The organism is Nocardia sp. NPDC060249 (assembly GCF_042728755.1).
Taxonomy (GTDB): Bacteria; Actinomycetota; Actinomycetes; order Mycobacteriales; family Mycobacteriaceae; genus Nocardia.
Map to the genome: position 1 here is coordinate 1,369,486 of NZ_JBHXAQ010000002.1, position 24,382 is coordinate 1,393,867.

Below are 24,382 nucleotides of genomic sequence, written 5' to 3' on the forward strand. Positions count from 1 at the left end.
GACGCAGCGTCAGGGTTGCACCCTTGTCGCATGACGAACTACAACACCTCCTCGACGAAGCCCGCACCACCGGTCGGTGGGTTCGCCGAGCTCGACGGCACCCACCTTTTCGTCCATCGGACGGGCAGTGGTGGACCGGCGGTGGTCTTCCTGCCCGGTGCCGGCGCGATCGGCCTCGACTATTTCGGTGTGCAACAGCAGGTTTCGCAGTTCACTACCGCCGTCGTGTACGACCGCGGCGGCACCGGCTACAGCGATCCGCTGCCCCTGCCCCGCACCGCCACCGCGGTTGCCACCGAATTGCACGAGCTGCTGAGCACCCTCGACGACCTCCCCGGCCCTTATGTACTGGCCGCCCACTCACTCGGATGCCTCTACGCACACCGGTTCGCGCAGCTGTACCCAGAGGAAGTGGCCGGACTGGTCTGGATGGACGGCTTGCACCGCGACTGGGACGAGTTCATGCCACCGTCGATGGGATTGGCCGCGGCCGCGGCGCCCGCACCCGATGCCGAGCAGCTCGAACACCTGCGCACAGCCCTTCGCGCGATGCAGGCCGAGCTGCTCACGGACTACCCGGAACCGGTGCGGCGAGCGCTGGCGGAGGCCAAGACGAGCGACGAAGGGATCCGGGCGGGCTTCGCCGAGCGCGACCGGTTGCCCGAACTGGCCGCCGAACTGCACGCCGGGCCCGCCCTTCCCGACGTCGCGCTGGTGGCGCTCAGCGTGCTCGATGCCGACCCCACTCGGTCGCCCGAGGCGCTGGCCGAGATCCACGACGGCAGGCGGCGGATGGACGCGGCCGTGGTGCGCGGGGTGTCCCGGGGGCAACAGCGCATTCTCACCGATACCGCGCACCACCGGCTCTGCTTCGATCGCCCCGATGCCGTGGTCGAGGCGGTCCGCGATGTCGTCGACCAGGTTCGTCGCCGCTAAGATCGGCGCGGTGCTCACCATCGGCCAACTCGCGGCGACCGCCGGCGTGACCGTGCGCACCGTACGCCACTACCACCAGGTCGGCCTGTTGCCCGAGCCCGAGCGCGACGCCTCCGGCTATCGCCGCTACCCCGCGCAGGCGGCGGTCGATCTCATCCGGATCAGAACCCTCGCCGACGCGGGTGTTCCGCTGTCCCGCATCGACGCGCTGCTGCACGCCCAACCGGCCGAATTCGCCACGGCCATCAGCGATATCGACACCGCGCTCCAGCGCAAGATCGATCGGCTCGCCGAGTACCGCCACCGGATCGCCGAACTGGCCAGCGGCGAAAGCCTTTTCCTCCCCGCCGAGGTGGTCGCCCTCCTGGACCGGATGCGCGGTCTCGGCATCAGCGAACAGCGGGTGCGGCTCGAGCGTGACGCCTGGATCCTGGTGCAAGCGCTGGACGCCGACACGATCCCGCAGCGGATCCGGGAGAAGAACACCGAATTCGACGACCCGGAAACCACCCGCCTGTACCGCGCGGTCGACGACTCGGTCGACTGGCACCCCCACGACCCGCGCCTCGATCGCCTCATCGACGACCTCGACGCGTGGGAAATCGCCCACAACCGCGGGCTCACCCGCTCCACCGAACTGGTCGCGTCCCGCATCTCGGAGGTATCCCCCGCCTGGCAACGCATCGTCGACGCACTCACCCATCGCGCCGAACAACGAGCCTGCCGAACCTGACCGTCTCGCACTGAGCGGTGCCGCGCCGACCTCAGCGCCGAACCAGCTCACGCAGGGCGACGGCGACGGTCTCGGGGTCCTCTTCGGCCATGAAGTGACCCGCCTCGACGGTGCGGTGGTCGAGGTCCGGCGCCCAGCTCGACCACCGTGCCACCGCGTCGAATCCGAGTGCGGCGCCCCAGTCCTGCTGCACAACTGTCACGGGCATGGACAGCCTGGCGCCTGCCGCGCGGTCGGCGCGGTCGTGGTCGATATCGATGGTCGCCGAGGCTCGATAGTCGGCCACGATCGAGGGAACAGCGTCGCGGCAGGCGGCGAGGTACGCGGCGCGCACGGGCGCGGGGATCGCGTCCGGAGTCTTGGCCCATCGGTCGAGAAAATAGCCGAAGAACGCGTCGGCGCTGGCGGAGATCATCTGTTCGGGCAGTCCAGGGGGCTGTGCCATCAGGTACAGGTGGAATCCGATGGCCGCGGTCGAGCCGTGCAGCACTTCCCACATGTCGAGGGTGGGCAGCACGTCCAAGCAGGCGAGGTGAGTAACCGTGCCGGGGTGGTCGAGCCCGGCACGGAAGGCCACCAGCGCGCCGCGGTCGTGACCGGCGAGCGCGAAGCGATCGTGCCCGAAGGCAGCGGCGGAGGCGACGACATCGGCGGCCATTCGCCGCTTGGAGTAGGTTTCGGTGCCGGCTTCGGCGGGTTTGTCGCTGTCGCCGTAGCCGCGCAGGTCCGGCACTATCACCGTGTGGTCGGCAGCCAGGTCGGCGGCGACGTGACGCCACATCAGGTGGGTCTGCGGGAAGCCGTGCAGCAGCACGATCGGGGCTCCCGAACCGGCGACGGCGACGTGGAGGGCGACATCGTCGGCGACCGGAACGCGGTGGTAGTCGAATCCGGGAATGGTGCGGGTCATCGCATGGGCTCACTTCGTTCGAAGGTGTTCCGCGGGGTCTGCGCGGATCGAGTTCGAGCGTGCGGTGTCGCGATGAGCAGCCGATGAACGCGCACTACATTGGCCTGATGCGGTTTCAGGTGCTCGGACCGGTCATCGCCTACGACGACCGCGGTGCACCGGTCGCGCTGCGCGGTCCGCGCTACCGCGAGGTGCTCGCCCGGCTGATCCTCGCGCACCGGCGGGTCGTTCCGGTCGGTCGGCTGGTCGAGGATCTGTGGGACGAGCCGCCCACGAACGCGGTGGGTGCGGTCCGCACCTTCGTCGCCGGATTGCGGCGCGCACTCGAACCCGATCGTGCGCCTCGCACACCGCCACGTCTGCTCGTCACCGAAGGGCACGGATACGCGCTACGACCCGCTGCGGAGGATGTCGACGCATGGCGATTCGACGAGGCGGTGCGCTCGGCGGCAACCCTTCCGCCGGAACAGTCGTTCGCACTCCTGTCCGACGCGCTGAACTGGTGGCAGGGGCCCGCCTATACCGATTTCGCCGACGCGGGATGGGCGCGGCCCGAACGGTCGCGGCTCACCGAGCAGCGGTTGCTGGCCGTCGAACGTCGCGCCGCGGCACAGCTGGCCCTGGGTGCCGCTGCCGCGGCGGTGCCCGACCTCGACGCGCACGTCGCCGAACATCCATGGCGCGAAGACGCGTGGGGGCTGCTGTCCACCGCCCTCTACCGCTGCGGCCGTCAAGCCGACGCGCTCGCTGTCCTCGCCAGGGCCCGGCGGATGCTCGCCGATGATCTGGGCATCGACCCCGGACCGGCACTGCGCCGCCTCGAACACGACCTGCTCCGCCAGGCCGAATACCTCGACCCGGACGCGACCGACCCCACGGTGCGGGTCTGGGAACAGGCGCGTGCCGCCTACGACAGCACGGTCGCGCCACGCACCAGAACCCGGCTGGAATCGACCGCGGGCCTCATGCGCGATCTCGCGGTGACGGGCGGCGGCGGTCTGGCGGCCGCACGCGCACACCGGATTTCGGCGGTGGTGGCCGCCGACGACCTCGGTGACGCCGAGTTGACCGCGCGGGTGATCGGCATCTACGACGTCCCCGCGATCTGGACCCGCTCGGACGACCCCGCGCAGGATCGACGGCTCGTGGCCATCGCCGAGAAGACCCTCCTGCGCCTGCCCGCCCACGATGCCGCCGACCGGGCCAGGCTGCTCGCGACCATCGCCGTCGAATCGCGCGGCGCCCTGCCGGTGGACAATCCGACCGAGGCCGGACTACGCCCGCTGCGTGCCGCCCGTCAGGCCGAGGAAATCGCCCGGCGACTGCACGACCCGGCGCTACTGGCCTTCGCGCTCAACGGCGTGTTCATGCAGAGCTTCCAGCGAGCGGGACTGGCCCACCGGCGCGAGGCCGTAGCCACCGAGATCATCGCGGTCGCGGCCACCAGCACAATGGCGACCTACGAGGTACTCGGCCACCTGATTCTCATCCAAACACGCTGCGCCGCCGCTGATTACATCAGCGCCGACCAGCACGCCGAAGCCGCGGACACACTCGCCCAGCGCTACGAATTGCCGCTGGTCGAGGTGTTCACCACCTGGTACCGCGCCCTACGTGCCAGTGCGACACCGGATCTCGCGGCCGCGCACGCCGCGTATGCGGCGGCCGCCGACTCGCTCACCGGAGCAGGCATGCCCGGACTCGACCGCGGCCTGTTGCCGCTGGCCCACCTGAGTCTGGCGCTGCGCCAGCACGAGACCGGCGTGATCGCCGCGATCGACCCCCGGACGGACTGGGGTCCCTATGAATCCTGGGTCGAGCCCACCCTGCTCGTCGCGCGAGGCGAGCTCGACCGCGCGCGAGCGGCATTGCGCACCCTCATCTCCCCGCCGCGCGACCTGCTGTTCGAAGCGCTGTGGGCCATCGTGGCGCACGCGGCCATCGCCGTCGGCGATCGAGAAACCATGCACCGCGCCCGGACCCAACTGGCCCCCGCGGCGGCCGAAACCACCGCGCAGAGCGGACTTCTCAGCGTTGGCCCGGTCAGTACGTACCTCGATGAGATCGATGCGCTCCTGCGATCGCCTGTCAGGAGAAAACATAGTCGGTGAGCGGGAAATGTCCGCTGCGCCAAGCGGATTCGAGAGTGGAGTTGGGTCGCAAGGGTACGTCGCCGTGTTTGTCGAAGTAGTAGCTGTTGGCGGTGACGCAGCTTTCGTCCCAGAACACCTGACCACCGCGACGGGCGAGCATCTCACGGAAGTAGCGGTCGTTGGCTTCCTCGGTGACCTCGATGCGGTCCGCGTCGTTGGCCCTGGCGTGGTGCAGGCAGCGCAGGATGTGGCGGGTCTGGTTCTCGATCAGGGTGAAATAGGAGGCGCCGTTGTAGCCGTAGGGGCCGATGATGGAGAAGAAGTTCGGGAAGCCGGGGACGCTCACCCCCTCGTAGGCCTGCAGCCGGTTCTCGTCCCACCAGGTCTCCAGATCGCGGCCACCGACACCGTGCAGGTCGTAGGTCGGCATGTTGCCCGATTCCATGACTTTGAAGCCGGTGGCGAGAATCAGCACGTCGGCGCGATGTTCGGCACCCGCGGCGGTGCGCACACCGGTGGCGGTGATCTCGCTGATCGCCGCGGTTTCCAGAGTCACGTTCGCGCGGTTGAAGGTCGACAAATAGTCGTTGGAGAAGCTCGGCCGCTTGCACCCGAGGGCGTATCGCGGGGTCAGCGCGTCCCGGACGGCAGGGTCTTTCACCTGACGCCGCAGGTGGGCCAGTCCCGCGCGTTCGCCGATGGCGGCGGTGGGCAGCGAGCGGTGATAGTGGGCGGCGAGCGGGAAGGTGACCTCGACGTAGGTCTGACTCACCAGTCGGGTCAGGGTGCGTCCGCCGGGGACCTTCAGCGCCAGTCGGGCGGCGAGCGGCAACGGCAGGTCCGGGCGCGGCAGGCACCAGATCGGCGTGCGCTGGAACACCGTCAGATGTTGCACCTGCGAGGCGATCTCCGGGATCACCTGGACCGCGGAGGCGCCGGTGCCGATGACCGCCACGCGCTTGCCCCGCAGGTCCTGGCGATGATCCCAGCGCGAGGTGTGCATGGTCGCGCCCGAGAAGCCCTCGATGCCGGGGATATCGGGCAGTTTGGGCCGGGTGAGCACACCGGTCGCGCTGATCACGAACCGTGCGGTCAGGTCGTCGCCGTCGGTGGTGTGCAGCACCCACCGGTCGGCGCGCTCGTCGAAATCGGCGCCGACCACGGTGGTGCCGAAGCGGATTCGCGCACGGAGTTCGTATTTGTCCACGCAGGATTCGGCGTAGGCCTTGAGTTCGCGACCGGGTGCGTAGACCCGCGACCAGTCGGTGCGCTGTTCGAAGGAGAACTGGTAGCTGAACGACGGGATATCCACGGCCACACCGGGATAGGTGTTCCAGTGCCACGTGCCACCCACACCGTCGGCCTCGTCGATGATCACGAAGTCGTCGAACCCGGCCTTGCGTAGCTCGATCGCCACGCCGATGCCGGAGAACCCGGCTCCCACGATGACGATCTCGTGGTCGATTCCCTTGGTGCTCATGCGATCTCCTTCACGAGTGCGGCCGACGGATGCAGGCGGCGCGGCCGGGCGACGGTGCGTACGACACAGCCCGCGTCGTCGGCGTAGACGATGCTGTCCACCTGATGCTCGATGCCGTCGACGGTGCGCACGCCCAGCGGCACCAACCGTGCGATCGGCCAGGTCACCAGGGTGCAGTGCGGTTGCCGCAGCGTGCGGTAGTAACTGTTGTGCACCGCGACGCCCGCTGTGTCGTCCGGTGTCAGGCGGTGCCGCAACCATGAATCACGCACCTGGGCACGCAGATTGACACGGCCAATGAGCCGCAGGAGCCGTTGCGGGGTCCGGCGCGGCATCGTCGCGGCGGGCAGCGGAAGGCGCGGGAGCACCCACACCGCCTCGGTCTGGAACACCGTCACCCGAGCGGCCTCGGCGGCGATGCCGGGCAGCAGGCGCGCGGCCGCCGCCCCGCTGCCGATGATCGCGACCCGCTGACCGGTGAATTCGTGCCGGGGCGCGAAGGCAGTGCGGTGCAGCTGGGGGCCGATGAAGGTATCGGCGAAACGGAGCGTGGTCATTTCGCCACCGGTTCGTAGGTGAGCTCGTCGGACCAGGACGGCCTGCGGCCGAGCACCCGGATCGGGAAGCGATCGATGCAGGCGTTGGACACGTCGGCCAGCAACTGGAACGGCTGACGGCGGTGAATGGTGGCCTTCCCGTGCATCTTCACCACGTGGTAGAGCGGGAGCCTGCGGATGGCCGGGCTGCGCTCCCCCACGTTCTCGAAACGGCGCACCGCCTGCCACAGCTTCTCCTCGTCGAGTCCGAGCGCCATGATGTTGGTCGACATCCGTGACAGCAGCGGCGCGTAGAGCAGCGCGCCGAGCACGAACGACGGACGCACCGCGAAACCGGCGGTCTCGATGACGGTTCGGCGCAGCGGTCCCGCGCCGAGTTGCTCGAGAACCTGGAAACCGACTGCCAGGTGCCGGGATTCGTCGCTGTTGATGTGCCGGAACACTTCGTGGCACACCGGATCATCGACCTCGTCGAGCAGGAACTTCACCAGCGCGCCGTCGAGGGCGGTCTCCAGCGACGGGATGACGGTTCCGAGCACGGGCAGGGTCAGTTGGTCGGCGTAGCGGTCGAGCCAGCTGATGACGAGGCGAATGTTCTTGTTGGGCACCGGCATCGCCTCGCCGTCGGGGAGCATGCCCCAGCGGCGCATCAGCGCCAGTTCGGCGTTGGCGTGCTTTTGTTCCTCGGCGTGGAAGTACCGGTAGATCTCGCGCAGTGGACCGGGTGGCGCCTGGCTGGTCAGGGCGGCGAAGCCGCGGGCGCCGACGTGTTCGATCCACACCAGATCGGCCATGAAGGTGGCCAATCGCGGGCGCTGCTCATCGGTGATGGTGTCGGCACCCGGTGCGTCCCAGTCGATATCGGCCAGTGCCCACTGCTTGGCGCGAATCGTGGCGAGCATATCGGGGTAGGCGAACGTCATTGTTCGATCTCCTTCGGTGTGGATCAGCGCACGACCCGCTCCAACAGGCCTGCCGAACGGGTGTAGGTCGCGGGTAGCCAGCGTTTGGCCTGCCACAGCACCTTGGCTTCGAGTTGTGGCACCACATACAGCTCGCCGTGGTCCACCGCGTCGAGAGTGGTGCGGGCGATGGCGGCGGGCGCGCGGCCGGTCCAGCGCAGCAGCAACCCGCCGAGGCGCTCGGCGGTGTCGTCCATCGGCGAATCCGCGGTCATGATATTGGTTTTCACGCCGGTCGGGCACAGCACCGTGACGCCGACGCCGGTGCCGGCCAGCTCGGCCGACATCGTCTCCGACAGCGCCAGCACACCCGCCTTGCTGACGTTGTAGGCGGCCATCCGCGGTGCCGCGCCGAACGCGGCCGCCGAGGCGACGTTCACCAGCGACCCGCGCCCGGCCGCGCGCAGGATCGGCGCGAGGACGTGGCAGCCGTGGATGACGCCCCAGAGATTCACCCCGAGCGTGCGGTGCCAATCGTCCAAGGCGAACTCGCCGACCACCGGTCCGCCCGCGCCGATGCCCGCGTTGTTCACGACGACGGTGGGCGGGCCGCCGAACCAGTCCTGCGCGGTGGCCGCCAGTTGTTCGACCTCGTCGATCACCGTGACATCGCAGCGGGTGCCGATCGCCTTGCCGCCCGCCACCTCGACCAGTTCGGCGGTCTCGGCCGCACGGTCGGGGTCGATATCGGAGCACACGACGCGCCCGCCTCGACGACCGAGTTCGACGGCGAACGCACGTCCGATTCCGCTACCCGCGCCGGTCACCACCGCGTCGGCGGCAGTGGTTCGGCGGTGTCCGCCGAAGGGGAACAATCGCATGGCAACTCCCGGGTCGTCCCGGTGCGACTCTAATTGGTGGCATCTGCCACCATTGGCCGCACCTGACACCAATTAGGCGCGCGGAGGAGTACTTTGTCAACCATGGATGTGCGCGCACCGGCCCGGACCTGGGGCGGGCGGACCGCCGAGGAGCGCAGGGCGCAGCGGCGGGTCGGCCTGGTCGAGGCAGCCCTCGATATCTGGCTCGACCACGGCTGGGCCGCGGTGACCATGCGCGGGGTCTGCCAGCGGGCCTCGCTCAACGATCGTTACTTCTACGAGCACTTCGCCGACCGCGACGAACTACTGGCCGAGGTCTGGGACGAGGTGTGCGCCGGGGTGTTCGCCGAACTGGCGAGCGTCGTCGCCGAGAATGCCGACCGGACCCCCCTCGAGATCACCCGCGCGGCCATCGCCTGTGCCGTCGAACTGCAGACCGATCTGCGCGGACGCGCCCGGATTCTGCTGGCCGACCACGCGGGCAGCGCCGTGCTCGAACAGCGCCGCAAGACGATGCTCACCGACGCGACCGATCTGCTCATCGCCGCCGCGTGGCCCTATCTGCGTCCCGACGTCGACGAAACCGCCATGCGGATGAGCACATTGGCCGGCATCGGCGGCTTCATCGAACTGCTGTCCGCCTGGCGTTCCGGGGTGCTCGAGGTGGACACCGACCGCATCGTCGATCACACCAGCGCGATCGCGGCGCAGCTCGGCGTGATGTTCCTGCCCCCGGAGCTCATCGGATAACTCGCACCACACGCCGGGCGGCGTTCGCCTCGACCGCGCAGCGGTACTACGCGGATCCTTTCAGCGCGCGCAGGCCGGCCGCCATGAATTCCGGGGTGGCCTCGGCGGCCCGGTCGGCGGCGGAACCGGTGTCGGAGCCCTGGTGGGCGCGATGAGTGATGCCCTCGCCGATGATGCCGAGTTTGAAGTTGGCCAGGGCGAGATAGAAGCCCCAGTTGTCGAGCTCACGCCCGGACGCGGTGGCATAGGCCTGCGCGAGGGTGTCGGGGCTCGGCAGGCGCGGGCTGGTCCACGCCGCACTGGTCCCGAGGATCACATCGAAGATCGGCGACCGGTAGACGCACATCAGGGCGACATCGGTGAGCGGGTCACCGAGGGTCGACAGCTCCCAATCGACCACGGCACGAACGGTTTTCGGGTCGACACTGTCGAGAATCGTGTTGTCGATACGGAAGTCCCCGTGCACGATCGAGGCCGAGGTCTCCGGGGGAATCGCGGCGGCCAGTGCGGCATGCAGGGCTGCCACATCCGGCAGCTCGCGGGTTTTGACCCGCTCCCATTGGGATGCCCAGAGGTTGACCTGCCGGGTGACGAAACCGGTGGGCCGACCGAATGATTCGAGGCCGACGGCGACCGGGTCCACGGCGTGCAGATCCGCGAGGACGCGGACCAGTTCGCGCACACTCGAGTCCACCTGCTCATCGGTGAGCGCGGCCAGATCGTCCTGGTCGCGAAACACTGTCCCGTCGACGAACTCGACGACGGTCATCGGCGCGCCCAGCGCGGACCCGGTCGCGTCGAAGGCGACCGTTTTCGCCACGGGCACAGCCGATGCCTGCAACGCGCTGGTGACGGTGTATTCGCGGGCCATATCGTGCGCCGACGGGGTGAGCCCGGCGACCGGCGGGCGGCGCACCACCCAGCGCGAGACGTCATCGGCGGCGGCGAAGGTCAGATTCGACCGGCCGCCGCTGATCAGTTCGACGCGCAGCTCGCCCCGCACCTCGACGCCGTTGGCGCGCAGGAACTGTTCGAGTGCGGCGATGTCCATGCCCGGCAGCGTCATTCGGAGTCTCGCTTCGCACGCTTGGCGGCGCTCACCGCGCGTTTGGCGATGGCCCAGCGATGCACCTCGGAGGGACCGTCGTAGATCCGGAAGGGGCGCACCTCGCGCGAGAGTCGCGCCAGCGGCAGGTCGGCGGAGACACCGAGACCGCCGCACATCTGCATACTCCGGTCGACGATGCGGAAGATCGCTTCGGCGGCATAGGTTTTCGCGATGGAGGTGGCGTTCGCGGCGGGCTCGCCGCGGTCGAGTTCCCAGCAGGCGCGGGTCAGCAGTGCGCGGGTGGCGGCGATGTCGATCTCGTTGTCGGCGATCATCTTCTGGACCATGCCGAGGTCGCCGAGGCGCGCGCCGAAGCCCTCGCGGTCCGCCACGTGCGCGACCGCGACGTCGTGGCCGCGACGGGCGGCGCCGAGCCAGCGCATCACGTGGGTCATGCGGGCGGGGCCGAGGCGCACCTGGGCGTATTCGAAGCCGCGGTCGACTTCGCCGAGTACCGCCGACTCCGGGACGAGCAGGTCGTCGAAGAAGACCTCGCAGTGGCCACCGATCATCGACTTGTCGAGGGTGTCGAGATGGCGGCCGACGCGAATGCCCGGACTGTCGGCAGGGGCCAGGAACATCGTGGCGCCGCCGCGTTGGCCCGGCTCGCCGGAGGTGCGGGCCATGATGATGAAGAAGCCCGCGCCGTCGGCGCCGGTGATGAACCATTTGTGACCGGTGATGCGCCAGCCGCCGTCGGCGCGGACCGCGCAGGTGCGCAGCGCGGAGGGGTCCGAGCCCGCGCCGGGGGCGGGTTCGGTCATGGCGAAGGCCGAACACACCTCGCCGCGAGCGAGCGGCGCGAGAAACTGCTGTTTCTGCTCCGGGTCGGCGATGTGGGCGAGCATGTGCACATTGCCCTCGTCGGGGGCGGCGATATTGAGGGCCGTCGGGCCGAACAGCGAGTAGCCCGCCTCCTCGAACACCGGGGCACGGTTCGACATGTCGAGACCGTGGCCACCGTATTCGAGCGGCGCGTGCGGGGCGAAGACACCGGCGTCACGGGCGGCCTGCTGGAGTTCGACGCGCAGTTTCTCACCACCGGCCGCGGTGATGTCGCCGTCGTGCGCGTCTTCGACCGGCAGCACGTGGTCGCGGACGAAGGCGCGGGTGCGGTCGGCCAGGCTCTGCACCTCGGACGGATAGGACAGGTCGATCGGCACGGGTCCGCTCCTCGGCTCGGTGGCCGAACGATCGCTCGGCACATTGACTGTTACGACAGTCGCATGGGTGGATTCATACTGTCAACAGGCCTGGTAGGGCCACGATGTTTGTTCAGCTATTCTGAACACCATGAAGTCGACGGCGGCCGAACAGCAGGCGGTGGGGGCGCGGGTGCGCCAGGCGAGGGCCGCGGCGGGGTTGTCACTGCGGGCGACCGCGCAGCGGATCGGGGTCAGCGCGGCCACGCTGAGCGCCATCGAGACGGGCAAGACCGGCGCCTCGGTGGCGCGCCTGCGGTCTCTCGCCGCCGAGCTGGGCACAACGGTGACCCGGTTGATCGGCGACCAGCGCACCACCGGTGCCGCACTCCCCGAACTGCGCGCGACCGATTCGCGCCCCACGCGCCCCACCGAGAGCCCCGCGCCCGTGGAACCCGGCTCGCCCCGCCCCGAGGCACCGGGTTCCTGGCGTGAGTTCCCGCCACTGGATATCGACCCGGTGCTCGCCGCCGCCATCGATTCCTTCGTCGAGACCGGGTATCACGGCGCCACGATGCGCTCGATCGCCGCGCGGGTGGGCATGAGCGTGCCCGGCGTCTACCACCACTACCGCGACAAACAAGACCTGCTGGTCCGCGCGCTCGACCTGACCATGGACGAATTGCACCGGCGGGTGCGCGCGGCACGCCTCGACGGCACGAACGGCCGCGAACGAGTGACCCGTGTCGTCGAAGCGCTGGCCCTGTTCCACACGCACCGACGCGAACTCGCCTTCATCGGCGCCAGCGAGATGCGCAGCCTGAACCCGGCCGATCGTGATCGGATCACCGCCTCCCGCAACGAGATCCAATACCTTCTCGATGCCGACATCGACACCGCCCTGACCGAGGCCAACCGATCGACCGACCATGCCCGCGACGCGGGACGTGCCATCGCGACAATGTGTACCGCACTCCCCCAGTGGTTCCGGCTCGACGGCCCGTCCTCCCCCGAACAGATAGCCGCCGCCTACGCGGATTTCGCCCTCGGACTGCTCGGAGTGGACAGCCGGCACCGATAGCAGACCGGCGGAACGCGCCGGAAGTCAGCTCTCCGCTTCGCGCGTGATGTCGTCGAGGGACTCTCCCATGGTCTCGGGCACCCGGCGGTAGCAGAACACCAGCGACAGCGCGGAAACGACCGCGAAGAGGAAGAACATCGTCGACGCGCCCCAGAGTTCGCCCAGCGGCGGGAACACCAGGGAGACGGTGAAATTGCCCATCCAGATGAGGAAGGTGCAGATACTCATCGCGGTGGCGCGGATCGGGGCGGGGAAGATCTCCGAGATCAGCAACCAGGTGGGCACCCCGACACCGAGCTGGAAGGCGCAGACGTACACGATCATCAATGTCACCAATACGTAGCCGGTGGCAGTGCTCTGCGTGAGCCGTTCCATCAGACCCATACCGACCAAGGCGACGACCATGATCGCCAGGCCGAGGAACATCGGTGGGCGCCTGCCGATCTTGTCGACCAGGCTCATCCCGAGCATCACGCCGATCACCGCGCCGACACCGATGCCGATCGCCGAGGTGATCGCCGCATTGTCACCCATCCCCGCCTGGGCGAGCGTGGACGGTGCGTAGTAGATGACGGTATTGACGCCGACGAATTGCTGAATCAATGCCAATCCGACGCCGGTGTAGAACAGCGCGCGCACCTTCGGTTTCCGCAACTGGTCGCTCAAACTGTCCTTGACCGCCGCGTCGGCGGCCTCGGACTGTTCGATGTCGGCGATCGTCGGCTCGACATTCTCCGGGTAATAGGACTGTTCGAGAACTTTCTTCGCATCGGCGGTGCGGCCCTGTTTCAGATACCACCGCGGTGAATCCGGCATGAAATACATGCCGATCACGAGCGCCGCGGCCGGGATGGCCGCCATCGCGAGCATGAGCCGCCAGTTCTGCGTCGGGGCGAGCAGCGCGTTGACGACGTAGGCGAGCAACTGTCCGCTGGCGATCATCAGCGAGTTCATCGAGACGAGGCGCCCACGATAGCTCGGCGGGGAGATCTCGGAGACGTACATGGGGACCACCAGCGAGGCGGTCCCGACGGCGACGCCGAGGAGCAGGCGGGTGATGATCATGACCGTGGCATCGGGCGCCAGTGCCTGGGCGAGCGCGCCGAGGAAGAACAGGGCGCCGGCGAACAGCAGCGTCATCCGTCTGCCCCACCGGTCGGCCATCCAGCCGCCGGTGATCGAGCCGATCGCAGCGCCGATGAGCAGCGAACTCGTGATGACGCCGACCTGGGTCTGGCTCAGTGCGAAGTCGGGCGTGAGGTAGACCAGCACGCCGGAGATGACGCCGGTGTCGTAGCCGAACAGCGCGCCACCGAGCGCGGCGATGACGACGACGGTGAGGACGAACTTCTTGATCCTGGCTCGCATCGCGACTCGCTCGGGCGAATCGGGCGGCGTCTCGACCGGCGGTTCGGTGACCGGGGACGCCGTGTCGTCGTCCTGGACGGAATGCGGGACCCGGACCGGGGTATCGGTGTTCGGTCCGATGAATCGTCCGCCGGAAGTCTGCGCCATGGGCACGGTGGGGTTCAATACCGCGCCGCGTCGCTCCGGTTCCTTATCGGTGGATCCACGAGGAGAATCGGACATGTCCACACCTCCGCCGGATGGTCGGTTCCTGCACCTTGATCGAGCTCGGAAGTTTCGCGACAGCGCGAAATCCACGCACAATTCGTTCGCACAGCAGAGGTGAGTGGCGATCACGCCCTTATCGGAATCGTCGCCGATCGCAACGCTCGCCGTTGGTTATCGCCTGTGCAGCGACCAGACGGTCACCGCGCCCCAGAGCACCAGGCGAACGGCCGCGGCCATGTAGAGGACATACGCGAGCACCACCAGGACCGACCCGTAGTTGCTCACCCAGTCATCCAGGCGCAGCAGAGCGGTCACACCGAGGCCGAGCAGGACCAGTCCCAGGATCAGACCCGGCATCGCCAGCGGCGCGATGGCCGATTCGGTGGCCGTGGCGGCGCGGCGACTTCGGTCGGTAACTGGCAGATTGCTGTTCGATTCGAAGTAGATGCTGCTCATACTGATCAGGTCCCTTCCGGACAGCCGTCCCGACGCGGCCGATAAGTGATCCGTGGCGGATCTTTCGATGACCGCCCGCCGCGGCGGAGGTGCAGGGCGTTCGCGATCCCGGGTCCGCGTCGCCCCGGTCGATGATCACGAACGGTTAACGTTCAGCAATTACGAGCTTGCCAGCCGGGTCGACCGGAATATAGATGGTGTGATCTGCATCACATCAAACACTTGTGCGACACAGTTCGATAACGCGCGTTACATTCCGGCAGAACACAGGCCGGAACTGGCGAAACCCCCGCACAACTGGACATTTGATCGAGAAGCCGACATTCATGTCATTTATCGAACCGTTACGGCCCTGACGTGGGAAAACATGCCCTGACGCACGTCACGATCCAGTGGGTACCGCCGCGAGCCACCGACACGGCTTCGTGACGGAAACCGCCCAGCGAACTCCCACCACGCCCGAAACCGCAACGCCCCGAACCACTTCGGTGCCGACGCCGCACAGAAACCGTGCCGTGACGCGGGAGTTCTCCCACCATCGGCCAGACCTGTCGGTGTGGAAGGAACTGATCGTCGCGGTGATCGCCGACGCGCGGTAGGACCGATCCTCGCGGCCCGAAACTTTCCGGGCCGCGACATCTGGGTGGGTTCGAATGAGCGAACGCATCACGTCGGCTATCTTGATCTAGTTTTTCGATGCTGCTGGATCGTTCGTGTCGCTTCGCCGAAATCGCGTGCCGCGTGAGCAGGGTCCACGCCTCGCGCTGTCGGCGACCCTCTCAGACGAAGGGACGCCGGTCACCATGCCCGCACCCGCTATCCTCCACGGCCGCATCGCACGGCTGGAACCACTCGCACCCCACCACGTCCCCGGACTGATCGCCGCGGCCGCCGCGCTCGACGGCCCGGCCGGGTTCACCGTCGTCCCGCACGGCGAACAGGAGGCGCGAACCTATGTCTTCCAGGCCGAAGCGGCGCAGTTGGCAGGCACAACGCTGGCCTTCGCGATCGTCACCGTCGCCGACGAGTGCGTGGTCGGGGCGACCCGATTCACCCGGCTCGACTACTGGCAGGGGCCGCTGAGCTGGCCGTTGTCCGCCGAACCGGTCACCTCATTGCCGGGCGGGGCGATCCCCGACGCCGTGGAGATCGGCAACACCTGGCTCACCCCCGCGGTGCGGGGCGGCCAGGTGAATCTCGACTCCAAGCTGCTGCTGCTCACCCACGCCTTCGACAGCTGGGGCGTGCGGCGGGTCACCCTGCGCGCCGACGCTCGCAACCTGCGCTCCCGGGCGGCGATCGAACGCCTCGGCGCGGTGAGTGACGGTGTGCGCCGGGCACATTCGCGTGGGCTCGACGGCGCGGTGCGTGATACCGCGTTCTATTCGATCCTGCACGACGAATGGCCGGGAGTGCGCGGCCGGATCATCGAGCAACTCGCCGCCCGCGCGGCCCTGCGGCGAGCACCGCTGATCCCGGCGACCGCGGCGGCGTTGCGGCCGTTGGCTTCTTCGCCGATCGGCTGAGGCTTCAGCCCGGCCGCGACTCGATGCGGTCGGCGATCAGGTCGGCGAGTTCGTCCGGGCGCTCCTCGGGCAGCCAGTGCGAGCCGTCGAGTACTGCCAGGCGGTAGTCGCCGGTGACGAACTCGCCGGTCAATTCGGCGCCACGCCGAGACAGCGCGGTGTCGCCGGTGCTCCACACGTGTGTCACCGGAACCGTGACACGCCTGGTCACCGCCCGCCGGGAGGTCAAGGCCAGGGCGCGGTACCAGTTCAGCGCACTGGTGAGCGCGCCCGAGTCGATGATCTCGCTGTGGACCCGGGCGACGGCCTCGGCGCTCATGCCGGATTTCGCCAGCAACCCGTCCAGCAACGCGGGCCGCGCGCGGAGCACGCGTTCGGGCAGCACCGGAAGCTGGAACAAGGCCATGTAGTACGAGCGCAGGAGCTGATCACTGCTGACCATCGACCGAGCCAGCGCGGCGGGATGCGGCACCGACACCGTCACCATCGTGCGGACCAGTTCGGGCCTGGCCGCGGCCAGCGACCAGGCGACCATCGCGCCCCAGTCGTGCCCGACCAGATGCACCGGACCGCGATCGATGTCCTCGATCAGCGCGACCACGTCGTCGACGAGCTCCGGCACGCGGTAGGCCAGGCGCCCGGACGGCCGGGCGCCGGGTGAGTACCCGCGCTGGTTCGGGGCGAGGGTGCGGTAGCCGCGGGCGTTGAGCAACGCGGTGAGCGGTTGCAGTGAGGTGGCGGTCTGCGGAAAGCCGTGCAGCGCAACGATGACGGGGCCGTCGGACGGACCGGAGTCGACGACGTCGAACTCGAGTCCCGCCCTGGTGAAGGTGGTCAACTGAGTGCTCAACGAACCCTCCGATCCGGTAACTTACTTATTGGTAAATTACTCCCGGCCCGTGCGCGGCGTCAACAACACTCACCGCCCTGTTCCCCCGTGCACGACGGCGACTTGCGCCCCACCGAGGTCGAAGGCCCGATGCAGGATGCGCACCGCTTCGTCGAGGTCGGTGTCGCGGACCAGCACGGAGATGCGGATCTCCGAGGTCGCGATCAGGTCGAGATTGATATTCGCCGCGGCCAGCGCCTCACAGAAGCTCGCGGTCACGCCCGGATTGTTGCGCATGCCCGCGCCGATCAACGAGACCTTACCGACGCGGTCGTCGTAGCGGACGTCGGCGAAGCCGATCTCGGTACGACGCTCGCGCAGCAAGGCGACCGCACGCGCGCCGTCGGCGGCGGGCAGGGTGAAGGTGATGTCGGTGCGGCCGGTACCGGTGTTCTGCACGACCATGTCGATGCCGATCTCGGCGTCGGCGACCGCGCGGAACACCTCGGCCGCGTAGCCGGGCTCGTCGGGCAGGCCGACGACGGTCACCTTGGCCTCGTCGCGGTCGTGCGCGACGCCGGTGAGCACGGCCTGGTCGGCGGGGATGTCGGCCATCGAGCCGAAAACCGTGGTGCCGATCGTGTCGGTGTAGGACGAGCGCACACGCACCGGCACCTGGTAGCGGCGCGCGTATTCGACGCAGCGCAGCATGAGGACCTTCGACCCGCAGGCCGCCATTTCCAGCATCTCCTCGTAGGAGATCTGGTCGAGTTTCTGGGCGTCGGCCACGATCCGCGGGTCGGCGGTGAAGACTCCTTCGACATCGGTGTAGATCTCGCAGACATCGGCGTTCAACGCCGCGGCCAGCGCGACGGCGGTGGTGTCGGAGCCGCCACGGCCGAGCGTGGTGACATCGTCGCTGTCCTGGCTCACGCCTTGGAATCCGGCGACCAGCACCACCTCGCCGTCGTCGAGAGCGCGGCGCACCCGGCCGGGGTCGACTTCGATGATCTTGGCGCGGCCGTGGGTGCCGGTGGTGATCACGCCGGCCTGCGAGCCCGTCAACGATCGGGCTTCCGCACCGAGTGCATGAATCGCCATGGCTACCAGGGCATTCGAGATCCGCTCACCGGCGGTGAGCAACATGTCCAGCTCGCGCGGGTCCGGCGCGGAGGCGATCTGGCCCGCCAGTTCGAGGAGCTCATCGGTGGTATCCCCCATCGCCGAGCAGACCACCACCACATCGTGCCCCTGCTTCTTCGTCTCCACGATCCGCTCGGCGACCCGCCGGATCCGCTCCGCGCCGGCGACCGACGAACCGCCGAATTTCTGCACAACCAGGGCCATCCCGAGTCCTCTCCCCTGCTCCCCCGCACGCGATCCGCGGGTGACCCCTTCGAGTATCCAGGCAATCCGGGCACGGCCGTACCAATTCGGCAACGAAAACGACTGCCGCCGAATGGTTTCGGCGGCAGTCCGCGATCATCCCTGTTGGGTGGGTACGACGATGAGTTCGGCGACGTTCACTCGGCGTGGTGCCGAGACGGCGAAGGCGATCGCGTCGGCGATGTCCTCGGGGACCAGGATTTCCAGTCCGTCCCGCCACGCGTCGAGCTCAGCACGCCGGTGGTCATCGCGCATTCCCGCGCCGAGTTCGGTATCGACGAATCCGGGTTCGATGTTCTTGACCCGAACTCCGCGTGGGCCGAACTCGATGCGCAGGTTGCGGGTCAGGTGCGCGACCGCCGCCTTGGTGGCGCAGTAGACGCCGTAGTTCGGGAACGCGGTGTGGGCGCCGATGGAACCGACGAACACCAGGTCAGCGCGGCGACCGGCAGCCGCGGTGACGAGCAGATCATCGATGAAAGTTCTTCCGGTGTAGAGCAATCCGTTGATGTTCGTCCCCACCATCTGGTCCCATTCGTCGATCTCGGCCTGCTCGAACGGCGCGCCGAGCATGCTGCCCGCGTTCGCGACGACCAGATCGACGGAGCCGAACGCGGCACGCACCTGCGCTGCGGCGTCCAGGACCGACTGCCGCACGCTCACGTCGGCAGTCACCGCGAGAATGTTCGCGCCGAGAGCATCCGCGAGTTCTTCCAGCCGATCCTTACGCCGCCCGAGCAGTGCGACCTTCATGCCCTCGGCCGCCAGCCGTCGCGCGGTGGCGGCACCGATACCGCTGGACGCTCCGGTGACCACGGCGACTCGGTCTTCGATGTTGTTGTTCGTCATGGCCACAACGCTCGTCTCGGTCCCCGACACGTGCCAGGTCGCACACTTCCTGGTAGCGCGAGGGCCACCCAGCCGCCGCGAGGTCGGCCTACCCTCGAAAGCATGGATTCCGACAATCGCCTCGGTGCGTTCCTACGGGCCCGACGCCAGCAGGTGGGCCCCGAAGAGTTCGGAATGGCCGGTGGCGGTCAGCGCCGCGTAGCCGGGCTCCGGCGCGAAGAAGTGGCCATGCTGGCCGGGATGAGCGCCGATTACTACATCCGGCTCGAACAGGGCCGAGACAAGCATCCGTCCGATCAGATCGTGGCGGCGTTGGCCCGGGTGTTCTCCCTCGACGACGACGGCATCGCGCACCTGCGGGAATTGGCGCGCCCGGCACCGCGACGCCTCCGCGCACCGCGACGACCGGAACGCGTCACGCCGAGCCTGCTGCGCCTGATGCGCACCTGGTCGCACACCCCGGCGCTGGTACTCGGCCGGTATATGGATGTTCTGGCCGCGACACCGTCGGCCCTCGCGCTGAATTCGTGCTCGGCGCCGGGAGTCAATCAGGTCAGGATGGTGTTCCTGGACCCCGAGGCACGCAACGTCTTTCCGGATTGGCCGAGAATCGCCGCAGAGACCGTGGCCGGCCTGCGGGTCGGCACGGGCACCGATCTCGACGACCCGCGCCTGACCGAGCTGGTCGGCGAACTGTCGTTGAAGAGCGACGAATTCCGCCGCCTCTGGGCCAAGCACGACGTCCGTGCGAAAACCGCAGGCGAGAAACGTTTCGTCCATCCGCTGGTCGGCGAGCTCACCTTGTCCTACGAGACCTTCACGGTCAACGGCGCGCCGGGGCAGACACTGGTCGTCTACCACGCCGAGCCGGGTTCCGATTCCGAACAGTCACTGGCCCTGCTCGCGGGCTTGCCCGTCGACGCCGAGCCATTGAGCTCACCGACCTCTCACCGTCCCGTCGGCAGCGCCACCTCGGCTACAGGCTGAAGGCGACCGCTCGCAGGATCAGGACAGCGATGAACACGGCGGTGAAGGCCAGGTCCAACGAGAAGTCGCCGATCCGGATCGGCTTGAGCACCTTGCGCACCGGGGCGATCACCGGTTCGGTCGCGGCGTGGGTGACCTCCCTGGCCTTGCGGGCCCACTGGGGTCCGTTGCCCAGCGCTTCGATCCAGTCCACCACCATCCGGGCGATCAGCAGCAGCAAGAATATGGTCAACGCGTAGCCGACCAGGGTTCCGATAAGACTCATGACGCACTCCTCGCGGAGGCCGTAGAAGACCTCTTACCGCTCTCAACGTGCCCGACATTGCCAAGGTGTCCACCACCCGAGTGTTCTCAGACGATTATCAGGCCGGCGGCCGGGATCACGGACGCGATCGCGCACGCGGCGTGGTGGCACCTGGACGGCAACGGCGAGTCGTGGCGGCGGCGAACTACTCGCCGTGGCGGGCGTCCGTCGGCTCGTAGCGGCGGGTGAAGTCGAGAATGCGCGCGGTGACCAGTTTCGGGAACTGGTGGAAGAGGCCGTGTCCGGCACGGGGAACGATCTCGATCTCACAGGTGGGCAGGTTGTCGCGCAGGCGCTGTGCGGCGAGTTGCGGATCGACCACCAGTGACTCCGACCCGATCAGTGCCAGAGTCGGTGTGGTGATGGTGGCCAGCCGCTCGTCGGTGAACATCTTCGGGTAGCCGATCGTGGGGATGTATCCGAGAGCCGCCTTCACACCGGCGAATTCCGCGTCGGTCAGGGTGACGCCGGGGTTGAGCCGCGCGTTCATCGTGCGGAGGTTCTTGTCCGTGGGCCGGGCTCCCACGCGCAGCATCATCCACAGCAGACTCCATTTGATCTTCGTCAACGTGCCGCTGGGTTCCACCACGTTCACGCTCGCCAGCCGCGCCTGCTGAGAGGTGGCGATGACCATCACCTGCCACGCGCCCTGCGAGTAGCCGACCAGGTGAACCCGGTCGACGCCGAGACCGTCGAGGACCTCGCCGAACCAGTCACCGAAGCCCGTTTCGTCGATCGGCGCGGTCTGCACACTGAGGCCGGGAGCGCCGATCATCTCGGGCATGTGGACGACGCGGTCGCGCGCGAAGTCCTCGATGACGTGGTCCCAGGACAGGCTGTTGCCACCGAGTGAGTGCATCAGCACGATCGGCACGCCGTCGCCCGCACCGGCTGTGCGGACGCGGGTGGAGCCGAAGGAGGTGCTGATGTCGCGCGTGGTCGAGGGGATCCGCCACTGCTTTTCCAGTTCTCGATAGGTCCGCAGGTACTCCTCGCGCGCCTTGTCGTTCTTGAATCGCCCGATCTTGGCCATGACCACCCCTGTTTCTCGTTGGTGATATCACTGTACCACAAAGGTGATATGGGCGTACCATGAAAATCTGCTGGGACAGAAGGAGGCGCGATGCCGCGTTTGGCCGATCACGAAGAACGGCGCAGATCGATCACCGGTGCTGCGCGGCGGGTCATCGCCCGGGGCGGACTCGACGCCGCGACCTTCCAGTCCGTGGCCGCCGAAGCCGGGGTCTCGGTGCGGTCGGTGCAGTACTACTTCGGCACCAAACGCGAGTTCCTGCTCGCCACACACCGTGCTGTCGTCGAGGATTCCGGTGCCCGGATGGCACAGGGGTTCGCGGCGCTCGGACCGGACGCCGGTCCCCGCGATATCGTGCGCACGATCCTGATCTCGGTCTTGCCCCTCGACGAGGCCAGTCGGCGCGACGCTGTCGTTCTCGGCATCTTTCACGCCGCGACGCTCACCGGCCCCGATGTCGAATCCGCCGATACCGCGGGCGCCCCGAACTACATCGTCGACGCGGTCGCGGGACAACTACGGCAGCTGCGCGGTCCCGGCGCCGACGAGAAAACGCTCACCGCTGATGCCGAGGTGATCCTGCTCGCCGTCGGCGGACTGACGCAAGGAATGCTCACCAACGACGACTATGCCTCGCGCGCAACACAATTGGTCGACCATCTGCTCGACCGCGTGCTCGGCGACTGAAAAACGAAGAGCCCCGGCGATATTCGCCGGGGCTCACTCGTCTGGCATTCGAACTACTTCTTGCGTTCCTTCTTCTCGCGCACACGCACCGAGATGCGCACCGGCGAACCGTCGAAACCGAACTCCTCACGCAGGCGGCGCTCCAGGAAGCGGCGGTAGCCCGCCTCGAGGAACCCGGTGGTGAACAGTACGAACGTCGGCGGGCGAGTGCTCGCCTGGGTGGCGAACATGACGCGGGGCTGACGGCCGCCACGCATCGGCGGCGGGGTGGCCGCGATGACTTCCTTGAGCCAGGTGTTGAGGCGGCCGGTGGAGATGCGCTTGTCCCAGGACTCGAGCGCGGTGTCCATCTGCGGCACCAGCTTCGCCACGGCGCGGCCGGTGTGGGCGGAGATGTTCACCCGCTGCGCCCACGGCACCCGGACCAGATCGCGATCGATCTCGCGCTCGAGCATGTAGCGGCGGTCCTCGTCGACCAGGTCCCACTTGTTGAACGCCAGCACCAGCGCGCGACCGGAGTCGGCGACCAGGCTGATCACGCGCAGGTCCTGTTCGGTGATCGGCACCGAGGCGTCGATCAGCATGATCGCGACCTCGGAGGCTTCCAGCGCCGACTTCGTCCGCAGCGAGGCGTAGAACTCGGTACCGGTGGCATTGGAGACCTTGCGGCGCAGACCGGCGGTGTCGACGAACTTCCACGTCTTACCGCCGAGTTCGACCAGCGAGTCGACCGGGTCGACGGTGGTACCCGCGACATCGTGGACCACCGAACGCTCGTCGCCCGCCAGCTTGTTGAGCAGGCTGGACTTGCCGACGTTCGGCTTGCCGACCAGTGCCACGCGACGCGGTCCCGCGACGGCGGTGCCTTCCCGCGGGGTCTCGGGCAACGCGCCGAGCACGTCGTCGAGGAGGTCACCGGTGCCACGACCGTGCGCGGCCGAAACCATGCGCGGCTCGCCCAGACCCAGCGACCACAGCGAGGCCGCCTCGAGTTCGACCTTCTGGTCGTCGACCTTGTTGGCCACCAGGATCACCGGGATCTTGGAGCGGCGCAGCTTACGCACCGCGGCCTCATCGGTCGTGGTAGCGCCGACGGTGGCGTCGACGACGAGCAGGATCGCGTCGGCGGTCTCCATCGCCACCTCGGCCTGGCGCGCGACGTGCTGCTGCAGACCCTTGGCGTCGGGTTCCCACCCGCCGGTGTCCTGCACCATGAAGCGGCGCCCGGCCCAGTTGGCCTCGTATGAAATGCGGTCACGGGTGACGCCGGGAACGTCTTCGACCACCGCTTCGCGGCGGCCGAGAATACGGTTGACCAGGGTGGACTTGCCCACGTTCGGGCGCCCGACCACGGCCAGCGTCGGCATGGCGACGTGCTGTTCGCCTTCGCCGTCCCCGTCGATGTCGAGGACTTCCCATTCGGACTCGTCGGTCCAGGTTCCGTCGCCTACGAGAATCTCTTCGATCATCGCGGACCTCCTGTCGTGGCCGAAAGCTGCTGAGCCACCACGCGATACAGCTCCTCGATGGTCTGTGCCATCGTCAGGTCGCTGGTGTCGACGAGCACCGCGTCGGCGGCGGGGCGCAACGGCGACACTGTGCGGGTGGAGTCGAGGGTGTCGCGGCGCTGCACGTCGGCCAGCACGGCCGCGTAATCGTCGCCGCGGCCCTCGCGGATGTTCTGAGCGTTGCGCCGCTGCGCGCGTGCCTCCGCGGAGGCGGTGAGATAGATCTTGGCGTCGGCGCCGGTGAGCACGACGGTGCCGATATCGCGGCCTTCGACCACGATGCGTCCGGCCATCGCCGCGATCTCGCGCTGCAGGGCAACGAGCTGCTCGCGCACCTGTGCCACCGCGGAAACAGCGGAGACCGCCTTGGTGACGGCGTCGCCGCGGATCTCCGCCGAGACGTCCTCACCGTCGAGTTCGATCACCTCGTGGCTGGGGTCGGTGCCGATCGAAAGCGGCAGTGCCGCAACAGTTTCCGCGATCGCAACCGCATCGGTCAGTTCGACGCCCGCGCGCAGCACGCGCAGGGTGGCGACCCGGTACATGGCGCCGGTGTCGAGGTAGCGGGCCCCGAGGCGCGCGGCGAGCCGACGCGACACGCTGGACTTGCCGGTGCCGGAAGGACCGTCCATCGCGACGACGAGCGTCGCGTCACCGGTCATCCGGTCG

At 68.2% G+C, this 24,382-nt stretch carries 25 protein-coding genes; 9 read left to right on the plus strand and 16 right to left on the minus strand.

The window, feature by feature from the left end; all coding sequences use genetic code 11:
- Positions 1-30: 30 nt before the first annotated feature.
- Both ACFWFP_RS13685 and ACFWFP_RS13690 read left to right on the plus strand, forming a co-directional pair.
- On the plus strand, positions 31-936 hold the full coding sequence (locus ACFWFP_RS13685; protein ID WP_379295061.1) for an alpha/beta fold hydrolase: 906 nt from the start codon (positions 31-33) through the stop codon (positions 934-936).
- Entirely contained in the window at positions 908-1,669 is a 762-nt protein-coding gene (locus ACFWFP_RS13690) for a MerR family transcriptional regulator (protein WP_379295062.1), read from the plus strand. The genes ACFWFP_RS13685 and ACFWFP_RS13690 overlap by 29 nt, the downstream gene beginning before the upstream one ends.
- Before the next feature lie 31 nt (positions 1,670-1,700).
- Here the strand turns inward: ACFWFP_RS13690 and ACFWFP_RS13695 are convergent, their stop codons facing one another.
- On the minus strand, positions 1,701-2,579 hold the full coding sequence (locus tag ACFWFP_RS13695) for an alpha/beta fold hydrolase (protein ID WP_379295063.1): 879 nt from the start codon (positions 2,577-2,579) through the stop codon (positions 1,701-1,703).
- Positions 2,580-2,686: 107 nt separating this feature from the next.
- Between ACFWFP_RS13695 and ACFWFP_RS13700 the strand changes: the two genes are divergently transcribed.
- Positions 2,687-4,690 carry a BTAD domain-containing putative transcriptional regulator gene (locus ACFWFP_RS13700; RefSeq protein ID WP_379295064.1) on the plus strand — a complete coding sequence of 668 codons (2,004 nt, stop codon included), beginning with the start codon at positions 2,687-2,689 and terminating at the stop codon, positions 4,688-4,690.
- Here the strand turns inward: ACFWFP_RS13700 and ACFWFP_RS13705 are convergent.
- From ACFWFP_RS13705 to ACFWFP_RS13720, 4 genes are read right to left on the minus strand one after another with little or no spacing between them, the layout of a single operon-like run.
- Complete coding sequence (locus ACFWFP_RS13705) at positions 4,668-6,152, minus strand: flavin-containing monooxygenase (RefSeq protein ID WP_379295065.1); 1,485 nt, start codon at positions 6,150-6,152, stop codon at positions 4,668-4,670. The genes ACFWFP_RS13700 and ACFWFP_RS13705 overlap by 23 nt on opposite strands.
- The gene (locus ACFWFP_RS13710; protein WP_379295066.1) at positions 6,149-6,709 is read right to left on the minus strand and encodes an NAD(P)/FAD-dependent oxidoreductase; all 561 of its coding nucleotides are present in this window, start codon (positions 6,707-6,709) and stop codon (positions 6,149-6,151) included. Before ACFWFP_RS13710 ends, ACFWFP_RS13705 begins: the two co-directional genes overlap by 4 nt.
- Positions 6,706-7,632, minus strand: coding sequence for a ferritin-like domain-containing protein (locus tag ACFWFP_RS13715; RefSeq protein WP_379295067.1), 927 nt, complete (start codon positions 7,630-7,632; stop codon positions 6,706-6,708). The genes ACFWFP_RS13710 and ACFWFP_RS13715 overlap by 4 nt, the downstream gene beginning before the upstream one ends.
- A 23-nt stretch (positions 7,633-7,655) precedes the next feature.
- Positions 7,656-8,492 carry an SDR family NAD(P)-dependent oxidoreductase gene (locus ACFWFP_RS13720; RefSeq protein WP_379295068.1) on the minus strand — a complete coding sequence of 279 codons (837 nt, stop codon included), beginning with the start codon at positions 8,490-8,492 and terminating at the stop codon, positions 7,656-7,658.
- Between the two features lie 102 nt (positions 8,493-8,594).
- Between ACFWFP_RS13720 and ACFWFP_RS13725 the strand changes: the two genes are divergently transcribed.
- Positions 8,595-9,242 carry a TetR/AcrR family transcriptional regulator gene (locus ACFWFP_RS13725; RefSeq protein ID WP_379295069.1) on the plus strand — a complete coding sequence of 216 codons (648 nt, stop codon included), beginning with the start codon at positions 8,595-8,597 and terminating at the stop codon, positions 9,240-9,242.
- A gap of 46 nt (positions 9,243-9,288) precedes the next feature.
- On the opposite strand, the gene ACFWFP_RS13730 is transcribed toward ACFWFP_RS13725, so the two are convergent.
- Both ACFWFP_RS13730 and ACFWFP_RS13735 read right to left on the minus strand, forming a co-directional pair.
- A complete protein-coding gene (locus ACFWFP_RS13730) occupies positions 9,289-10,308 on the minus strand; it encodes a phosphotransferase family protein (protein WP_379295070.1) in 1,020 nt (339 codons plus the stop codon).
- Positions 10,305-11,513, minus strand: coding sequence for an acyl-CoA dehydrogenase family protein (locus ACFWFP_RS13735; RefSeq protein ID WP_379295071.1), 1,209 nt, complete (start codon positions 11,511-11,513; stop codon positions 10,305-10,307). Before ACFWFP_RS13735 ends, ACFWFP_RS13730 begins: the two co-directional genes overlap by 4 nt.
- 130 nt (positions 11,514-11,643) lie before the next feature.
- On the opposite strand from ACFWFP_RS13735, the gene ACFWFP_RS13740 reads away from it, so the two are divergent.
- Positions 11,644-12,573, plus strand: coding sequence for a TetR family transcriptional regulator (locus ACFWFP_RS13740; protein ID WP_379295072.1), 930 nt, complete (start codon positions 11,644-11,646; stop codon positions 12,571-12,573).
- Between the two features lie 24 nt (positions 12,574-12,597).
- Here the strand turns inward: ACFWFP_RS13740 and ACFWFP_RS13745 are convergent, their stop codons facing one another.
- Together ACFWFP_RS13745 and ACFWFP_RS13750 are read right to left on the minus strand one after the other, a co-directional pair.
- Positions 12,598-14,163 (minus strand): sugar porter family MFS transporter, encoded by a 1,566-nt coding sequence (locus tag ACFWFP_RS13745; RefSeq protein WP_379295073.1) that lies wholly within the window; start codon positions 14,161-14,163, stop codon positions 12,598-12,600.
- A 156-nt stretch (positions 14,164-14,319) separates the two neighbouring features.
- Complete coding sequence (locus ACFWFP_RS13750) at positions 14,320-14,604, minus strand: hypothetical protein (protein ID WP_379295074.1); 285 nt, start codon at positions 14,602-14,604, stop codon at positions 14,320-14,322.
- 67 nt (positions 14,605-14,671) lie between these two features.
- On the opposite strand from ACFWFP_RS13750, the gene ACFWFP_RS13755 reads away from it, so the two are divergent.
- Entirely contained in the window at positions 14,672-14,980 is a 309-nt protein-coding gene (locus ACFWFP_RS13755) for a hypothetical protein (protein WP_379295075.1), read from the plus strand.
- 427 nt (positions 14,981-15,407) lie between these two features.
- Positions 15,408-16,130: a GNAT family N-acetyltransferase gene (locus ACFWFP_RS13760; protein ID WP_379295076.1), complete on the plus strand. Its 723-nt coding sequence runs from the start codon at positions 15,408-15,410 to the stop codon at positions 16,128-16,130.
- 4 nt (positions 16,131-16,134) lie between these two features.
- Here the strand turns inward: ACFWFP_RS13760 and ACFWFP_RS13765 are convergent, their stop codons facing one another.
- The 3 genes from ACFWFP_RS13765 to ACFWFP_RS13775 all read right to left on the minus strand — a co-directional run bounded on the left by ACFWFP_RS13765 (position 16,135) and on the right by ACFWFP_RS13775 (position 19,194).
- Positions 16,135-16,980, minus strand: a complete 846-nt coding sequence (locus ACFWFP_RS13765; protein ID WP_379295077.1) for an alpha/beta fold hydrolase — start codon at positions 16,978-16,980, stop codon at positions 16,135-16,137.
- 69 nt (positions 16,981-17,049) lie between these two features.
- Positions 17,050-18,306, minus strand: coding sequence for an aspartate kinase (locus ACFWFP_RS13770; RefSeq protein WP_379295078.1), 1,257 nt, complete (start codon positions 18,304-18,306; stop codon positions 17,050-17,052).
- 135 nt (positions 18,307-18,441) lie between these two features.
- On the minus strand, positions 18,442-19,194 hold the full coding sequence (locus ACFWFP_RS13775) for an SDR family oxidoreductase (RefSeq protein ID WP_379295079.1): 753 nt from the start codon (positions 19,192-19,194) through the stop codon (positions 18,442-18,444).
- A gap of 102 nt (positions 19,195-19,296) precedes the next feature.
- Here ACFWFP_RS13775 and ACFWFP_RS13780 point away from each other — a divergent pair, with 102 nt between their 5' ends.
- On the plus strand, positions 19,297-20,181 hold the full coding sequence (locus tag ACFWFP_RS13780; protein WP_379295080.1) for a helix-turn-helix transcriptional regulator: 885 nt from the start codon (positions 19,297-19,299) through the stop codon (positions 20,179-20,181).
- On the opposite strand, the gene ACFWFP_RS13785 is transcribed toward ACFWFP_RS13780, so the two are convergent.
- Both ACFWFP_RS13785 and ACFWFP_RS13790 read right to left on the minus strand, forming a co-directional pair.
- Positions 20,171-20,446, minus strand: coding sequence for a YggT family protein (locus ACFWFP_RS13785; RefSeq protein ID WP_379295081.1), 276 nt, complete (start codon positions 20,444-20,446; stop codon positions 20,171-20,173). The two genes, ACFWFP_RS13780 and ACFWFP_RS13785, sit on opposite strands and share 11 nt — an antisense overlap.
- Positions 20,447-20,630: 184 nt before the next feature.
- Positions 20,631-21,518: an alpha/beta fold hydrolase gene (locus ACFWFP_RS13790; protein WP_379295082.1), complete on the minus strand. Its 888-nt coding sequence runs from the start codon at positions 21,516-21,518 to the stop codon at positions 20,631-20,633.
- A gap of 90 nt (positions 21,519-21,608) precedes the next feature.
- Here ACFWFP_RS13790 and ACFWFP_RS13795 point away from each other — a divergent pair, with 90 nt between their 5' ends.
- A complete protein-coding gene (locus ACFWFP_RS13795) occupies positions 21,609-22,205 on the plus strand; it encodes a TetR/AcrR family transcriptional regulator (RefSeq protein ID WP_379295083.1) in 597 nt (198 codons plus the stop codon).
- Positions 22,206-22,258: 53 nt separating this feature from the next.
- On the opposite strand, the gene der is transcribed toward ACFWFP_RS13795, so the two are convergent.
- Together der and cmk are read right to left on the minus strand one after the other, a co-directional pair.
- Positions 22,259-23,674 (minus strand): ribosome biogenesis GTPase Der, encoded by a 1,416-nt coding sequence (gene der / locus ACFWFP_RS13800; protein ID WP_379295084.1) that lies wholly within the window; start codon positions 23,672-23,674, stop codon positions 22,259-22,261.
- Positions 23,671-24,375: a (d)CMP kinase gene (gene cmk, locus ACFWFP_RS13805; protein ID WP_379295139.1), complete on the minus strand. Its 705-nt coding sequence runs from the start codon at positions 24,373-24,375 to the stop codon at positions 23,671-23,673. The genes der and cmk overlap by 4 nt, the downstream gene beginning before the upstream one ends.
- Between the last annotated feature and the right edge of the window lie 7 nt (positions 24,376-24,382).

Bases quoted from the DNA above. Each gene is read 5' to 3' on its own strand.
- ACFWFP_RS13685 (WP_379295061.1), top strand. From the start codon at position 31: ATGACGAACTACAACACCTCCTCGACGAAGCCCGCACCACCGGTCGGT.
- ACFWFP_RS13690 (WP_379295062.1), top strand. From the start codon at position 908: ATGTCGTCGACCAGGTTCGTCGCCGCTAAGATCGGCGCGGTGCTCACC.
- ACFWFP_RS13695 (WP_379295063.1), bottom strand. From the start codon at position 2,579: ATGACCCGCACCATTCCCGGATTCGACTACCACCGCGTTCCGGTCGCC.
- ACFWFP_RS13700 (WP_379295064.1), top strand. From the start codon at position 2,687: ATGCGGTTTCAGGTGCTCGGACCGGTCATCGCCTACGACGACCGCGGT.
- ACFWFP_RS13705 (WP_379295065.1), bottom strand. From the start codon at position 6,152: ATGAGCACCAAGGGAATCGACCACGAGATCGTCATCGTGGGAGCCGGG.
- ACFWFP_RS13710 (WP_379295066.1), bottom strand. From the start codon at position 6,709: ATGACCACGCTCCGTTTCGCCGATACCTTCATCGGCCCCCAGCTGCAC.
- ACFWFP_RS13715 (WP_379295067.1), bottom strand. From the start codon at position 7,632: ATGACGTTCGCCTACCCCGATATGCTCGCCACGATTCGCGCCAAGCAG.
- ACFWFP_RS13720 (WP_379295068.1), bottom strand. From the start codon at position 8,492: ATGCGATTGTTCCCCTTCGGCGGACACCGCCGAACCACTGCCGCCGAC.
- ACFWFP_RS13725 (WP_379295069.1), top strand. From the start codon at position 8,595: ATGGATGTGCGCGCACCGGCCCGGACCTGGGGCGGGCGGACCGCCGAG.
- ACFWFP_RS13730 (WP_379295070.1), bottom strand. From the start codon at position 10,308: ATGACGCTGCCGGGCATGGACATCGCCGCACTCGAACAGTTCCTGCGC.
- ACFWFP_RS13740 (WP_379295072.1), top strand. From the start codon at position 11,644: ATGAAGTCGACGGCGGCCGAACAGCAGGCGGTGGGGGCGCGGGTGCGC.
- ACFWFP_RS13745 (WP_379295073.1), bottom strand. From the start codon at position 14,163: ATGTCCGATTCTCCTCGTGGATCCACCGATAAGGAACCGGAGCGACGC.
- ACFWFP_RS13750 (WP_379295074.1), bottom strand. From the start codon at position 14,604: ATGAGCAGCATCTACTTCGAATCGAACAGCAATCTGCCAGTTACCGAC.
- ACFWFP_RS13755 (WP_379295075.1), top strand. From the start codon at position 14,672: ATGACCGCCCGCCGCGGCGGAGGTGCAGGGCGTTCGCGATCCCGGGTC.
- ACFWFP_RS13760 (WP_379295076.1), top strand. From the start codon at position 15,408: ATGCCCGCACCCGCTATCCTCCACGGCCGCATCGCACGGCTGGAACCA.
- ACFWFP_RS13770 (WP_379295078.1), bottom strand. From the start codon at position 18,306: ATGGCCCTGGTTGTGCAGAAATTCGGCGGTTCGTCGGTCGCCGGCGCG.
- ACFWFP_RS13775 (WP_379295079.1), bottom strand. From the start codon at position 19,194: ATGACGAACAACAACATCGAAGACCGAGTCGCCGTGGTCACCGGAGCG.
- ACFWFP_RS13780 (WP_379295080.1), top strand. From the start codon at position 19,297: ATGGATTCCGACAATCGCCTCGGTGCGTTCCTACGGGCCCGACGCCAG.
- ACFWFP_RS13785 (WP_379295081.1), bottom strand. From the start codon at position 20,446: ATGAGTCTTATCGGAACCCTGGTCGGCTACGCGTTGACCATATTCTTG.
- ACFWFP_RS13790 (WP_379295082.1), bottom strand. From the start codon at position 21,518: ATGGCCAAGATCGGGCGATTCAAGAACGACAAGGCGCGCGAGGAGTAC.
- ACFWFP_RS13795 (WP_379295083.1), top strand. From the start codon at position 21,609: ATGCCGCGTTTGGCCGATCACGAAGAACGGCGCAGATCGATCACCGGT.
- der (WP_379295084.1), bottom strand. From the start codon at position 23,674: ATGATCGAAGAGATTCTCGTAGGCGACGGAACCTGGACCGACGAGTCC.
- cmk (WP_379295139.1), bottom strand. From the start codon at position 24,375: ATGACCGGTGACGCGACGCTCGTCGTCGCGATGGACGGTCCTTCCGGC.